The sequence below is a fragment of the Micromonospora narathiwatensis genome (assembly GCF_900089605.1).
GTDB lineage: Bacteria > Actinomycetota > Actinomycetes > Mycobacteriales > Micromonosporaceae > Micromonospora > Micromonospora narathiwatensis.
Map to the genome: position 1 here is coordinate 3,237,966 of NZ_LT594324.1, position 14,030 is coordinate 3,251,995.

Consider the following 14,030-nt stretch of genomic DNA (forward strand, 5'->3'; position numbering starts at 1 on the left):
GGAAGGCAGCCGGCAGTGACCACCATCGAGGAAGTCACGAGCACCGGGGCGCAACCGCCCCGACCCCGTTCCCGCAGGCTGCGGGGCGGGCTGGTAACCATCGGCACCGTGGCCGCGTTGCTGGCCGCGATGGGGTTGACCGTGCTCGGCCTGGGGGCCGCCGACAACGCGGTGGCCAACTATGACGCCTCCTCCTGGCTGTGGAGCACCACCCGCAGCGAGATGGCCCGGGTCAACGGGATCACCGCGCGGGTGGACACCCGCACGGAGGTGCCCGGGGCACGCCGGCACCAGATGCAGGTCGCCCAGACCGATCGGCTGCTGATCCTGCGGGATCTGAACACCGGCCAGGTCTCCTCGCTGGACCTGGCCACCCTCAAGATCATCGCGACCACGCCGACCGCCCCGGGGCTCGGGGTGAACGTGGCGCTGCACGACAACGACGCGTTCGTCATCGACGCGGTGCAGGGCATCGTCCGGCAGCTCGATCCGCGCGCGCTGACCCCGGTGGGTGAGCCGGTGCGCTATCCGCCGGGCATCACCGGTGGGGCGTTCGACGGCGCCGGTCGGCTGTGGGTCGCGGTCCCGGGCGAGGGCACCGTGTCGGCGGTCACCGCCGCCGAGCTGCCGGAGACGCCGGGATCAGCGCCGCCGGCGGGCCTGAGCCCGAAACAGATCGAGACGTACGAGGTGGCGGAGCCGAGTCACGAGTTGGTGGTGTCCACCCTGGACGACGGGGTGGCGGTGCTGGACCGCACGTCGGCGTCGCTGGTGACGGTGCAGGCCGGCCGGACGCAGCGGGCCGACCTGAAGGGCATGACCGCCCCGGGCAGTCTGCCGCCGCGTACCAGTGGCCCGCAGGTGCCGGTCACCGTGACGGGCGAGCGGACGGTGCACGTGGTCCACGACGGTGGCGAGGTGCGGCAGTTCACCGTGCCCGGCGCGGGTGAGCAGCTGACCCCGGCGGTGGCCTGGGCCGGCCGGTTCTACTGCGCCGACGAGAGCACCGGCACGGTGTACTCGTTCGACGCCAACGGGCAGCTCGTGGACACCATCAAGGGCTCCGGCCGGCCCGGCCCGATCGAGCTGGAGGTCCGCGAGAACCACCTGTTCATCAACCCGCCGAACTCGTCCACCGCCCAGGTGGTGGACGACAAGAACCAGGTCCGCGAGGTCAACAAGTACGCCAACGACGTGCTCGGCGGTGACCCGCCGCCGGCTCCCCCGCCGCCGCCCCCGCCGAAGAAGCCGAAGGTGGGCAAGCCGGGCGCGCCGCGGGCCGTCACCGCCGCCGCCGGCAACGCGTCGGCGCGGGTCAGTTGGCAGCCGGCCGCCGCGAACGGCGCCGAGATCACCAAGTACGTGGTGGAGGGTGCCGGGCAGCGCCACGAGGTGGGCGCGAACCAGCGCTCGCTGGAGATCACCGAGCTGACCAACGGCGAGACGTACACGTTCGAGGTGCACGCGGTCAACGCCAAGGGTGACGGGCCGGCGAAGCGGAGCAACCCGGTCACCCCGACCGCCGAGGTGCCGGACCCGCCGGCCAGCGTCACCGCCGAGGCGCGTCCCGACGGCACGGTGCTGGTCAAGTGGCCCGAGGCGAACGGGCAGGGCAACACCGTCGCCCGCTACTCGGTGACGGCCACCTCGGCCGGCGCCAGCGCCCCGGCCGGCGACTCCACCAAGACGGAGCTGGTGATCCCGGCCGGTCAGCTGGAGTACGGCACCCAGTACGCCTTCACCGTCGTCTCGGTCACCGACAAGGGCGCCGGTTCGAAGGCGTCCCCGGTGAGCGACACGGTGGTGCCGTTCACCGCCCCGGACAAGCCGACGGAGCTGCGCGCGTCCACGGTGGCCGACCAGCCGGGCACCGTGGCGGTGCAGTGGGTGCCTGCGGTGGACAACGGCCGGCCGGTCACCAAGTATCTGGTGGACGTCGGCGGGAAGACCAGCGAGGTGACCGACGTGCAGACCACGGTCGGCGGGCTGGGCGACGGGCAGAACGTCACGGTGAAGGTGAAGGCGGTCAACGAGGCCGGCCCGGGTGCGGAGGCCACCACGACGGCGCGTACGGTCGCCGCGCCCCGGGTCACCGTGACCGGGTCGTCGGCGGACGTCACCTCGGTGACGGTGTCGTTCACGGTGGACGCGGGCGGCGGCAACGCCACCTGCACCGCCACCGTCAGCGGCGGCAGCCCGGCCGGCGGGAGCTGTTCCAGCCTGCGGGTGACCGGCCTGACGCCGGGCACCGCGTACACGGTGACGGTGACCGCGTCCAACGCCGCCGGCAACGGCACCGCCACCAGGGCCCAGTCGACCGATGCGCTCTACGGCATCGCGACCTGCAACAACGGGTCCTCCGGCGCCGAGGCCACCTACTGCGACACGGACGTGGCCGGCAAACGCAACGGCAACGAGATCTTCTCGGTGCCGCAGCAGGTCAACGCCAAGCAGGTCGGCTGGGCCAAGCCCGGCACCCGGCTGCAGGCGTACTGCAGGGTGCAGGGTGAGGAGGTCTACGCCTACATCTACAACAACGACAAGCGCAGCACCTGGTGGGTGCAGGTCAACTACAGCGGCAAGAACTACATCCCGTGGGCCTGGCTGAACCTGGAGGGCGGCGACAACATCAACCTCCTGCCCACCTGCTGACCACGTCCCCGTCTCGAGGAGCACCCGCTCACGTGAACACCCACGAACCGCTCACCCAGCCGGAGGTGCAGGGCTTCGCCGCCCTCGCCGCCCGGCTGGCCGAGAACATCAACGCGGTCGTGCTGGGCAAGCCGCAGGTGGTGCGGCTGGCGCTGACCGCGCTGTTCGCCCAGGGGCACGTCCTGCTCGAGGACGTGCCCGGGGTCGGCAAGACCACCCTCGCCCGGGCGATCGCGGCGACGGTGCAGGGCAAGTGGCGGCGTATCCAGTTCACCCCGGACCTGCTCCCCTCGGACGTGTCCGGGGTGACGATCTTCAACCAGGCCACCCGCGCGTTCGAGTTCCACCCCGGGCCGGTGTTCGCCAACATCGTCATCGCCGACGAGATCAACCGGGCGTCACCGAAGACGCAGTCGGCGCTGCTGGAGGTGATGGAGGAGCGGACCGTCACCGTCGACGGCGTACGCCATCCGGTGCCGCAGCCGTTCCTGGTGGTCGCCACCCAGAACCCGGTCGAGATGGACGGCACCTACCGTCTTCCCGAGGCCCAGCTCGACCGGTTCCTGGTGAAACTCTCCGTCGGCTACCCCGACGAGTCGGTCGAGGTGGAGGTGCTGCGTGGGGCCACGGTCCGCTCCCCCGACTCGCTCACCGCGATCACCGACACCGCCACCGTCGGCGAGATGGTGCGCATGGCCCGGCGCGTGCACATCGCTGAACCGCTCTACGCGTACGCGGTGCGGCTGGCCGCGGCCACCCGCAACCACCCGCAGGTCCGGGTCGGGGTCAGCCCCCGCGGCGTGATCGCCCTGACCCGCGCGGCGTGCGCGTACGCGCTGGTCGACGGCCGGGGCTGGATCATGCCGGAGGACCTGAAGACCCTCACCGAGCCGGTCTTCGCGCACCGGCTGCTGCTCACCCCGGACGCGCAGGTACGCGGTGTCACCGCCGCCGAGGTGCTGCGCCAGGCGGTCGCCTCGGTGCCGGTCCCGCTGCCGTCCGGCCAGCCCGCCCCGGCGCAGGGCTGAGACGGCACGACGGATCGTGGGAATCACCGCCCGCGGCGTCGGGCTGCTCGCCGCCGCCGCCGTGCTGCTCGGCGTCGGCTTCCGCTTCGCCTACCCGGAACTGGTCGTGCTCGGCACGGCGGCCGCCGTCGCCGTCGGGTACGCCCTGGTCAGCGCCGCCTGGCGGCCCCGACTCTCGGTCGAGCGGGCCGCCGACCCGGACCGGGTGGCCCGCGGCGAGCCGGCCGCCATGACGCTGGCCGTACGCAACACCGGGCGGCTGCGGTCGGCGAACCTCGTCGCCGAGGACCGCTGCGGTGCCGCGCTGGTGCCGGTGCCGCTGTTGCGGCTGCGGCCCGGCCGCGACACCGAGGTGCGCTACGACGTGCCGACCCGCCGCCGCGGCGTGGTGCCGGTCGGGCCGCTGCGGGTGACCCGCCGCGACCCGCTCGGCCTGGTCGCGCTGGCCCGCTCCTACGGAGGCACCGTGCCGGTCTGGGTGCACCCACGTATCCACCCCCTGACGGCGGTGCCCACCGGCGCCGGACGCAGCCTCGACGGACGCACCGACAGCGTGCCGCACGGCTCGATCACCTTCGACTCGCTGCGCGAGTACGTGGTCGGCGACGAACTGCGCCGGGTGCACTGGCGTACCAGCGCCCGGGTGGGCGAGCTGATGGTGCGGGAGAACGTGGACACCAGCCTCCCGCGCATCGTGGTGGTGCTGGACAACCGGGCCTGCGCCCATCCGCGACGGGCGGCCGGGGTCGCCGAGTCGTTCGAGTCGGGTTGCGAGGCCGCCGCGTCGGTGCTGGCCGCCGCCGTCGGGGAGGGCCTGCCGGTGAGCCTGCTGCTGGTCGTGCCCCCCGGCGAGGATCCGGCCGGGGCCGCCGGCCCGCTGGACCGGCTCGCCGCCGTCGAGCTGACCGACGGCGGCGACGACCCGCTGCGTACCACGATGAGCCGGCTGCGGCAGGAGCGGCTCGGCGACACCGTGGTCTTCCTCACCGGGCCCGGCGCCGCCGCCGACCTCGGGCACGTCGGCGCGCTGCGCGGCGCGTACCCGTCGCTGGTGGTCGGGATGTTCGGCGCGGCGCAGCCGACGCGGCCGGGCGCGGCCGGCCTGGTCGTCGTCGACGCCGCCGACGGCACCGAGTTCGCCGCCGAGTGGGACGGGATCCGCCGGTGGTGACCCTGACGCCGGCCCCGGCCCCGGCCCCGCCGACCGAGCCGACCGCCGCGCGGGCCGGCGGCCCGCTGGCCCGGCTGCTGCGGGCCGTGCCGGTGCCGCTGGCCCTGATCACCATGATCACCCTGGCCGGCGTGGTGCTGGACCGGGTGTACGCCGGCCCGCTGCTGACCCGCCTGATCCTCGGCGCGGCGATCGGCTCCGTGCTGGTCAGCGTCGCCGCCCGCCGCCTGCCGTCCTGGCTGGTCGCCCCGATCTCCGTGGCCGCCCTGGCCGGCTGGACGCTGCTGTCGCTGCGCCTGGCCGCCAGCCACGCCGCCCTGCCCGGCAGCCTCGCCACGGTGGCCGCCGACGCCGCCCGCAACGCCATCCCCCGCCTCCTGACCGCGATGATCCCGGTGGAACCGGCACCGGACACCGTGCTGGTGCCGGTGGTCGCCGCCTGGCTGACCGGGCTGGCCGCCGCCGAGGTGGCGCTGCGGGCCGGCCGGGTGCTGCTCGGCTACCTGCCACCGGTGCTGCTCTACGCCGGCGCCGTCTACGTCGTCGGCCCCAACGCCGACCCCGCGATCGCTACGACCGTCGTGTTCACCGCGGTCGCCGCCGCCGGCCTGGCGGTACCGTCGCACCGCGACACCGCAACCACCGGCGACCCGACGACCGGACTCGCCCCGGCCGTACGCGCCGCGGTACGGCTGCGCCTGCTCGCCGCGAGCGCCGCCGGCGTGGCCGTGCTGGTCGCACTCGCGGCCCTGCTCGCCCCGATCCTGGCCGCCCGGGTGGACGACCGTCCCGTCGACCCGCGCCGCTACGTCGAACCGCCGCAGGTGGATTCGCTGGACGAGAACCCGCTCATCCGCATCTCCGGCTGGGCGCTGAACCCCGACCAGAAGCTGCTGGACGTGCACACCGAGGCCGGCCCGGCCGCACCACCCCGCATCCGCCTCGCGGTGCTCAACGACTACGACGGAGTCACCTGGCGCGTCGGGGCCACCTACCGCAACGCCGGACGCATCCTGCCCGTCACCGAACCCGCCCCGGGCGTCACCACCGACACCGTCCGCCAACAGATCACCGTGGCCGACCTGACCGGACGGCTGCTGCCCGCCGTACCGACCCCACGCGAGGTCACCGGCGCACGAGTGGCGTACGACCCGGCCACCGCGACGCTGATCCGCCCGGAAGGGCTGACCCCGGGGCTGCGCTACACCGTCACCTCGGCCCGGGAACACCTCGACGTAAACCTGCTCGCCACGGCAAACGTACCGGCCGGCGACCCGGTCGCCCGGGTGCTGCAGGTGCCCGACGGGACCCCGGAGCCGCTGCGCCGCCTGGCCACCCAACTCGCCGAGGAGAACGGCGCCCCGTACGCCCGCGCCACCGCCATCCAGGACTTCCTCGCCGAGCACTACCGGGTCACCGCCGACGCGCCCAGCGGCCACGCCTACCCCAACCTGGCGTTCTTTCTGTTCGGACCCCGCAACGGCGGCGGGCAGCGGGGCACCTCCGAACAGTTCGCCGCATCGTTCGCGGTCCTGGGCCGACTGGCCGGCCTGCCCACCCGGATCGTGGTCGGCTTCACCCCCGACGGCGACGGCCCCGTCCGCGCCGCCGACGCGTCCGCGTGGCCGGAGGTGCTGTTCGACGGCGTCGGCTGGGTGCCGTTCGACCCGATGCCCCGCCCCGACCAGGAGCCCCGCGCGGTGGAGGAGGATTTCCGCGCCACCCCCGACAACCCGCCCCCGTCCCAGGTGCCGGAACCGGCCGTGGAGCCCACTGCCACACCCCCGGCGGCGGCCCCACCCGGCCCCGCCCACGGCCGGGGTGGGTTGAGCACCCCGGTGCTCGTCGGCGGCGGCACGGGCACGCTCGCGCTGCTGGCCGTACTCGCCCTGCTGACCCTGGCCACCCTGCGCCGCAACCTCACCCGCGCCCGCCTCCACCACGGCGACCCCGGCCGACGCATCGCCGGCGCCTGGCGGGAACTGACCGACGCGCTACGGCTCGCCGGCCGACCGGCCGGCGGCGACCTGGCCGCCGCCGAGGTCGCCGAGCAGGCCCGCCGCACCCTGGCCGACGCCCGCGCGGCACGGCCCGGGCAACCCGGTACCGAGGCGGTCGACGACGAAGCCGACGAGCTGGCCGGGCTGCTCAACCAGGTCGCCTTCGCCCCGCACACCGCCACCCCCGCCCAGGCGGACCGGGCCGCGGACCTGGCCGGACGGTACGCCACAGCGCTGCGCGCGACCCGCCCGTGGTGGCGGCGGCTGCTGTGGACGGTCCACCCGGGTCCGCTGCGCTGGCGCCGCTGACCGCTTGCCGACCAGCCCTACCCTCGAAGGCATGTCCGCACCTGCCTGGGCGGTCGTCACCGCCCTCACCGGCGTACTCCTCGCCACCGCCGGCTGGCAGTGGCACGTCCGCGCCCGCCGCGCGCGGACCCGGACCCGGGCCGAGCACCTCGCCGCGGCCCGCAAAGCGACCCGGCAGCTGAAACGTTCCGGCCCCCGCCCACACCGGGACACCTTCGAGCGGGGCGCGGTCCTGGAGAACAGCGCCTACGGCGACGCCGCCGGCCACGGAGGCGGCCACCACGGCGGCTCCGACGGCGGCTACGCAGGCGGCTTCGACAGCGGAGGGAGCGACAGCGGCGGCTCCTACTGAACCGTGACGCGGACGCGTACCTGCCGGCCGACCGGCCCTCCGGCGCCTCGGTCCGGTGGCCGGCCGACCCGGCGGGGCGTCAGCGGTCGCGCCGCAGTCGGCCCGTCTCCTTGCCCTGGGCGTCGAGGAACACCAGCACGTCGCCGTTCAACCCCGCCCGCCACGCTCTGGCGAGCCAGACCCCCACCGATTCGTTGTCGCACCCGATCAGGGTGCTCGGTCCGGTGGTGCCGAGAAAGGCGCCACCCGGCCCGGCCGCCCATCGTCCACTCTGCCCGTTGCACCCGTCGGAGCCCTTCCATCCGCCGTCGGCGCGCAGCTCGACGTACGGCGCCTTCGACCTGCCCCACCTACCCTGAACGGACACCCATCGACCGAGCAGGGTTTCCCGGCCCGCCGGGTTCAGGGCCGCCGGCAGGGCGGCGGCCGGCGCGAAGGCACGTCGGACCTCGTCGGTGACCTCGGGCGGCTCCGCCAGGGACGGCAGCAGGTTCGGCCCGGGGGTCGGCTTCGCGCCGGCCACCAGCCGGGCCACAGTCCCGCCCCGGTCATCGAGCAGGACCGGCCCGTCGGCGTCCACCCGGAAGGCAGCGGCCCGCCCCAGCCAGGTGTCGGCGATCTCCGCACCCGCCCGGCAGTCCCGGCCGTCGACAGGAACCGAGTTGCCCCAGAGGTCGGCGACGAACAGGCCGTTCACGTCGGCTCGCCAATTCCCCATCAACGGACCGCAGCGGCCGAACAACAGCAGGTCACCGCTCGTGTCGTAGGCGAGCCGCAGGACGTCACCCGCGCTACCGTCGGCCTCCGCCACCGTCCAGGATCCGATCAGCGCGACCGGATCCTGCGGCGGTCCGAGGGCGGTCGGGCCGGGATCGACGACCTGGTCCGCGGCGGGCCCCTCCGACCCGATCCGCTCGCCGCAGCCCGCGAGCAGTGCCCCGACCGCCACCGCAGCCACCAGGTACCTGATCCGGCTCATCTCCGCCCCCATGTCCCACCGGACGCCCGCCGGTGTTGATTGCCTGCTGAGGGCTTGGACGCGGCGCGGCGGCCAACGGTTGCGTCACGCGAGGCCGGAACGGGCGGCGACCGCAGACCGGGACACTTGTCGTAGTAGAAGTCGGCGGCCTCCCCGAACCGCGCCGGCGACTTGATCTTCAGGGCGGTCCCGTGCCCGCTCATCGTGGTGGTCATCGTCAGCTTCGGGCCCGTACGAGGGGTGAGCTCCACCACGATCGAGGTGACCCAGCCCTGCTCGTCGGTCGTGATCGTGAACGGCGACAGCGGCATACCGATCGAGACCATGCTCGGCGCGCCCACGGGAAGGAACGACGTGATGTCCTTGCCGTCCGGGTCGAAGCGGCCGGTGTACGTGTGCGGGCCGGTCCGCTGCGCCGAGGTGATCGCCGCGCTGAACGTCTTCAGGCCGGTCGGGTCGGCCCAGTCGAAACGCAGGAAGGGATCGTCCCGCTTCACCCGCTTCAGATCGACGTGCACCCAGTCCTTCTGCTCCGCCGACCGCACGTAGCTGTCGGTACCGATCACCACCCGGCTCCCCGCCGCCGGGTACTTCCCGCCGGTGACCGAGATCGTCGCCTGGAACCGCCGCGCCTTCGGGTCGAACGCGCCACTGCCCTTGACGCTCTGCCCCTCGGGCAGGTTGCCGCGCACCGCATACCGGTGGGCGACGCCCTGCGACCGCCGCAACGCCTCAACCAGCTCGGCGCGAACCGTGTCGGGCGTCGGGGACGGCGCGGCGGCGCTCGGCCGGGCCGCCGGCGCGGCGCCGCAGCCCACCGTCGCGCCGGGTTTCCCCTCGGCGGGCTGCTGGATCACCTGGATCTCGTCCACCCCGGGCAATCGGCGGATCGGCGTCAGCCGTCCGCAGTCGAAATCCCGGCCCTCGGTCGTGAGCCGGAACGACTCGGGCAGGGCAGCGGCCGACGCCTGCTCGATCAGGTCCGGGCTGTCCTTGAACGTCTCCTTGAAGTGCTGCCACGCCTGCTCGCGGCTCTCGAACCGGATGGCCTCCACCGGCCGCAGGTCGTGCAGCGCCGACTCGATCGCGGTCTTCTGCTCGGCGCTGACGTCGCGGGTCAGGAACACGTTGACGGCGTACCGGTGCTGGTCACCGCGGTTGACGAACAGGACGCCCGCGGTCGCGGCGAGCGCCCCGACGAGCATCGCCGCCGCGGCCACCACGAGGAGCAGCCCGCGGCGACGGCGCGGGGCGGGCGGCTCGGGGTCAGCAGGCGGGGTACCGGTGGGTGGCTGCTCGTGCACTGCTGGCAGGGGGATCGGGTCCGACACGGCGGACAGTAAAACAGCCGGAGCGGTCCCGCGTTGTCCCTGGCAGCGGTCGGCGCGGGCGTCGGCCGGGCCCGCGTCGCCCGGGTCGGGCGGCCGAGGGCGTCGACATCACCGCGCGGGCATACCGAGTATGCTGCCGGGTCATGCGCCCCGGTCACAAGACGGTTGCCCTCACCGCCGTGGCGGGAGGTTTCCTGCTCGGCTTCCTCGACTTCCTGTGGATCAAGTGGGTACCGTATCCGTTCGCCGAACTCGGCAACTCCACCGCCACCTGGGCGGTCGCCGCCTTCCTCTTCGGGTACTGGCTCCGGTCGGGCTGGGCGCGTACCGCCGTGGCCGCCGCCGCCCTCCTCGTCGTGGCGGTACCCAGCTACTACCTCGCCGCGACGCTCGTTCAGGGAGACGAACTGTCCGTGGCGTGGGCGCCGTCGTCGCTGCTCTGGATGGCCTTCGGCGTCCTCGCCGGGGTGGTCTTCGGCATCGGCGGCAACTGGGCGCGCGCGACCGGCTGGCGGCAGATCGTCGGGACCGCGCTGCCGGCAGCGGTGTTCTTCGAGGAGGCGGCACGGTTCGTCCGCAGGACCCGCGATCCCGGCTACCCGCCGGGCACGGCCTGGAACGTCGTCATCGACGTCGCGCTCGGCGTCCTGGTCGTCGTGCTCGTCGGCGGATCGAACCGTCAGCGGGCGCTCGCACTGGCCGCGGCCCTGCCCCTGGCCGGAATCGTCTTCGTGGGATTCGCGACGGCCACCGGGTTCTGAACGATTCGCCTCGCCCCGCGATGTCACCGATCCGGGGTCCCAACCAGTCGTCACAGGTGGAAGTCCACCGAAGCACGGGAGGGAACCTTGGACCAGAACCTGCGGCAACTGTTCGACCGCGCGCTGGCTGACGAGCCCGATCCGCCGGGTGACCTCGCCGGCCAGGCCATGGCCACCGGCACCAGCCTGCGCCGCCGCCGACACCGGTTGGTGGCCGCGAGCGCGGCGGGCGTCACCACCATCGCGGCCCTGGCGGTGGTGAACGTGGCGACCCCGCCGGACGCTCCGACGCCACCGGCGACCGTGCCGGCGGCGTTCGCGATGCTGGTGAACCCGGCGTGCGAGTCCCCGGCCCGGGACACCGCCACCGATGTCTCGATCTTCCTGAGAATGGACGTCACCGATCAGCAGCGCAACGCGGTGAACCGGGAGCTGGAGGCGGATCCGGCAGCCCGGACCATGGTCTTCGTCAGCCGCGAAGAGGCCCTCGCCAGGTTCAGAAAGATATTCGAGGACAAGCCGGAACTCGTCGCCGCCGTCCAGGCCGACCAGCTGCCGGAGTCGTTTCGGGTCAAGGTCACCGGACGGTCGTCGTACGCGCGCCTGACGGCCCGCGTCGAGCGCATGCCCGGGGTCGACGAGATCATCGGCAGCGCGTGCCCCGCCGGCACGAGCGCCTGGACGACCAGGTGATGCCGGACGCCGGGACCGCCCCGGCTGCGGGCTCGCCCCGGGAGCCGAGACACGGTCTGATGGCCCGATGGGGCGCCGCCCGGCGGCGCGAGCAGGCCGCCTGGCAGGCGGAGTTCACCGCCTTCGTGACGGCCACCGCGCCGAACCTGCGGCGTACCGCCTACCTCATGTGCCGCGACTGGCACCTCGCGCAGGACCTGACCCAGATCACCTTCGCGAAGATGTACGCGGCGTGGGGCCGGATCCGGCGCACCACGAATCTCGAGGCGTACAGCCGTCGGGTCCTGATGAACGCGGTCTTCGACCAGAAGAAGCGGCGCAGCGACTCCGAGGTCGTGCTCGCCGAGCTGCCCGACGCGCCGCACCGACGGGCCGCCGACACCGTGGAGCTGCACGTCACCCTGCTGCGGGCCCTGGCCACCCTGCCCGTCCGCGACCAGGCCATCGTGGTGCTGCGCCACTGGGAGGACCAGAGTGTCGACGCCGTGGCCGGGATCCTCGACGTGTCCGCGTCGGTGGTCAAGACACAGAGTGCCCGTGCGCTGGGCAGGCTGCGGGCGTTGCTGGGCGAGGACTTCGTACGGATCTGACCCCTGTGCCGGCCACCTAGTGATCTGCGGCGCGCAGCTTGCGGACCAGCTTGCGCAGGCCGGCCTGCCAGCCGTCCGGGTCCTCGGCGCGGCGGCGGGCGTACGCGGCGACCTCCGGATGCGGCAGGATCAGGAACCGCTCCTCGGCCAGCCCGGCGATGGTGGCCTCGGCGACCTGGTCGGGGGTGAGCACCGGGCCGGAGGCGGCGATCACCCGGGCGCCCAGATGCCCGGTGGCGAGGCCGTCGGCGAGCATCGGGGTGTCCACGCCCTGCGGGCAGAGCGCGCTGACCCGGATGCCGGCGTCCCGGTAGGTGATCGACAGCCACTCGGCGAAGCCGAGCGCCGCGTGCTTCGTCGCGGTGTACGGGGCGTCCCCGACCGCGGTCAGCACGCCCGCCGCCGAGCAGGTGAGGAGCACGTGTCCCGAGCCGCGACGCAGCATCGCCGGCAGCACCGCCCGGGCGGCGTACACGTGGGCCAGCACGTTGACCCGCCAGGCTCGTTCCCAGTCGGCGTCGGGGGCGTCGACTCCCCCGCCGGTGGCCACCCCGGCGTTGGCGCAGAACAGGTCGATCCGGCCGTACCGTCGCTCGGTCTCCTCGACCAGCGCACGGACCTGGGCCTCGTCGGCGACGTCCAGCCCGACGCCGTGCGCGACCGGCCCGATCTGCTCGGCCACCGTGCGGGCCGCGTCGGCGGCCAGGTCGGCGAGGACGATCGCGGCGGCACCCTCCGCGGCGAACCGGCGGCCCAGCGCCGCGCCGATGCCGCCCGCCCCGCCGGTGACCACCGCGACCCGGTCAGTGAGGTTCATGCCCGCACCCGTCCGTGGGCCCGAGCCGGGAGATGAGCGCGGCCAGCGCCGCAGGACCGCCGGCGGCCAGCTCCGGGGTGGGCAGCAGGGCGAGCACCGGTACGTCCACCCCGTGGTCGGCGTACCGGCGGACCTGCGCGACGCACGCCTCGGGCGAGCCGTGCAGGACCAGCGCGTCGACCACCTCGTCGGGCACCGCCGCCGAGGCGGCGCGCCGGTCGCCGGCCGCCCACGCCTCCCACATCGGGCCGAGCAGCCTGTCCCGGCCGAGCCAGCGGTGGAAGGCCGCGTACGCGGGGACGGTGAGGTAGCCGGTGATCAGCCGGCGGCCCAGTGCCCGGGCGTGCGCGGCGTCCTCGGTGGGGCAGACGAAGATCCGGGCGGCGACCTGGAAGCCGGGGCGGCGCTGGCCCAGTTCGGCGAGCGCGGTCGGCACGTCGTCGGCGGAGAGCCAGTTGAGGATCACGCCGTCGGCCTCGGCGGCGGCGAGCCGCAGCATGCCGGGGCGCAGCGCGGCCAGCAGCACCGGCGGCGGTACGGCCGGCGGGCGTTCCAGGGTGAACCGTCGGACGGTGAATGTGTCGTAGGCGTGGTCGATGGTCTCGCCGTGCAGTGCGGCGCGCAGGAAGCGCAGCATGTCGCGGGTCCGCCGGTACGGTTCGGCGAACGGGGTGGCGTTCCAGTCCCGCACGAGCACGGGCGAGGAGGCGCCGATGCCGAGCGCGAAGCGGCCGGGCGCGGCCTCGGCGAGCGCGGCGGCGCTCATCGCGAGCAGTCCGGGGCCGCGGGTGAAGACCGGGGTGACCGCGGTGCCGAGGCGGAGCCGGGGTTGCCACGCCGCGGCGAGCGCCAGCGGGGTGAACGCGTCGGTTCCGGCCACCTCGGACGACCAGAGGTCGGTGAAGCCGGCCCGGTCCAGGGCCGCGTAGACCGGGGCGTGGTCGGCGAGCGGGACGCCGGCCAGCGGCACCGTGATGCCCCATCGGTTCGTCACCGGTCGATCGTGCCCGCTCGCGGTTACCTGGAGCAAGATTCCGCACCCGTCCTTCGATACGTGATCGCCCCTGTGCGTCCGGCCGGATCCGTCCCGTCGGCACTCACGCTGCCACCCCCGGCGGTTCGACATGCACCGCTTATTTCACCGACAGTGAGCGGGACCGCCCTGGTAGGAGAGACACACGCTGTCGTGAGGTTCTCCGCCGGGTAGGACGGGCTCTGGCATCGCCGAGTGAGGGCACCCGATCGGTTGACCGCCGCCGTCAGTCCAGCGCCACCTCACGGACGTTGTGCAAACGTGAGGAAAGACGTCGCGGAGGTGGCTGCTCCGACGTCTGCTGGCCTTGCACG

General features: G+C 74.1%; 12 protein-coding genes. 8 read left to right on the forward strand and 4 right to left on the reverse strand.

Annotated features, from left to right (window positions below; translation table 11 throughout):
• Positions 1-15: 15 nt before the first annotated feature.
• From GA0070621_RS13775 to GA0070621_RS13795, 5 genes are read left to right on the forward strand one after another with little or no spacing between them, the layout of a single operon-like run.
• Positions 16-2,652, forward strand: a complete 2,637-nt coding sequence (locus GA0070621_RS13775) for a fibronectin type III domain-containing protein (RefSeq protein WP_091195427.1) — start codon at positions 16-18, stop codon at positions 2,650-2,652.
• 32 nt (positions 2,653-2,684) lie between these two features.
• On the forward strand, positions 2,685-3,680 hold the full coding sequence (locus GA0070621_RS13780; protein WP_091195429.1) for an AAA family ATPase: 996 nt from the start codon (positions 2,685-2,687) through the stop codon (positions 3,678-3,680).
• Positions 3,681-3,696: 16 nt separating this feature from the next.
• On the forward strand, positions 3,697-4,851 hold the full coding sequence (locus GA0070621_RS13785) for a DUF58 domain-containing protein (protein WP_091195432.1): 1,155 nt from the start codon (positions 3,697-3,699) through the stop codon (positions 4,849-4,851).
• Positions 4,827-7,160, forward strand: a complete 2,334-nt coding sequence (locus GA0070621_RS13790; RefSeq protein ID WP_407940338.1) for a transglutaminaseTgpA domain-containing protein — start codon at positions 4,827-4,829, stop codon at positions 7,158-7,160. The genes GA0070621_RS13785 and GA0070621_RS13790 overlap by 25 nt, the downstream gene beginning before the upstream one ends.
• Before the next feature lie 31 nt (positions 7,161-7,191).
• Complete coding sequence (locus tag GA0070621_RS13795; RefSeq protein ID WP_091195436.1) at positions 7,192-7,512, forward strand: hypothetical protein; 321 nt, start codon at positions 7,192-7,194, stop codon at positions 7,510-7,512.
• A gap of 79 nt (positions 7,513-7,591) precedes the next feature.
• Here GA0070621_RS13795 and GA0070621_RS13800 read toward each other — a convergent pair whose 3' ends face one another.
• Entirely contained in the window at positions 7,592-8,491 is a 900-nt protein-coding gene (locus GA0070621_RS13800) for an META domain-containing protein (protein WP_157739987.1), read from the reverse strand.
• Positions 8,488-9,822 (reverse strand): permease-like cell division protein FtsX, encoded by a 1,335-nt coding sequence (locus GA0070621_RS29985; protein ID WP_167666892.1) that lies wholly within the window; start codon positions 9,820-9,822, stop codon positions 8,488-8,490. Before GA0070621_RS29985 ends, GA0070621_RS13800 begins: the two co-directional genes overlap by 4 nt.
• A 143-nt stretch (positions 9,823-9,965) precedes the next feature.
• On the opposite strand from GA0070621_RS29985, the gene GA0070621_RS13810 reads away from it, so the two are divergent.
• The 3 genes from GA0070621_RS13810 to GA0070621_RS13820 all read left to right on the forward strand — a co-directional run bounded on the left by GA0070621_RS13810 (position 9,966) and on the right by GA0070621_RS13820 (position 11,866).
• Positions 9,966-10,583, forward strand: a complete 618-nt coding sequence (locus GA0070621_RS13810; RefSeq protein WP_091195441.1) for a DUF6518 family protein — start codon at positions 9,966-9,968, stop codon at positions 10,581-10,583.
• A gap of 87 nt (positions 10,584-10,670) precedes the next feature.
• Positions 10,671-11,276 (forward strand): permease-like cell division protein FtsX, encoded by a 606-nt coding sequence (locus tag GA0070621_RS13815; protein WP_091195444.1) that lies wholly within the window; start codon positions 10,671-10,673, stop codon positions 11,274-11,276.
• Positions 11,240-11,866, forward strand: coding sequence for a SigE family RNA polymerase sigma factor (locus GA0070621_RS13820; RefSeq protein WP_167666893.1), 627 nt, complete (start codon positions 11,240-11,242; stop codon positions 11,864-11,866). Before GA0070621_RS13815 ends, GA0070621_RS13820 begins: the two co-directional genes overlap by 37 nt.
• 16 nt (positions 11,867-11,882) lie before the next feature.
• On the opposite strand, the gene GA0070621_RS13825 is transcribed toward GA0070621_RS13820, so the two are convergent.
• Positions 11,883-12,683: an SDR family oxidoreductase gene (locus GA0070621_RS13825; RefSeq protein ID WP_091195446.1), complete on the reverse strand. Its 801-nt coding sequence runs from the start codon at positions 12,681-12,683 to the stop codon at positions 11,883-11,885.
• Positions 12,670-13,659 (reverse strand): LLM class F420-dependent oxidoreductase, encoded by a 990-nt coding sequence (locus GA0070621_RS13830; RefSeq protein ID WP_091202390.1) that lies wholly within the window; start codon positions 13,657-13,659, stop codon positions 12,670-12,672. Before GA0070621_RS13830 ends, GA0070621_RS13825 begins: the two co-directional genes overlap by 14 nt.
• Between the last annotated feature and the right edge of the window lie 371 nt (positions 13,660-14,030).

Excerpts from the sequence above, each read along its gene's own strand:
- GA0070621_RS13800 (WP_157739987.1), bottom strand. The coding sequence starts at position 8,491 with ATGAGCCGGATCAGGTACCTGGTGGCTGCGGTGGCGGTCGGGGCACTG.
- GA0070621_RS13810 (WP_091195441.1), top strand. The coding sequence starts at position 9,966 with ATGCGCCCCGGTCACAAGACGGTTGCCCTCACCGCCGTGGCGGGAGGT.
- GA0070621_RS13795 (WP_091195436.1), top strand. The coding sequence starts at position 7,192 with ATGTCCGCACCTGCCTGGGCGGTCGTCACCGCCCTCACCGGCGTACTC.
- GA0070621_RS13825 (WP_091195446.1), bottom strand. The coding sequence starts at position 12,683 with ATGAACCTCACTGACCGGGTCGCGGTGGTCACCGGCGGGGCGGGCGGC.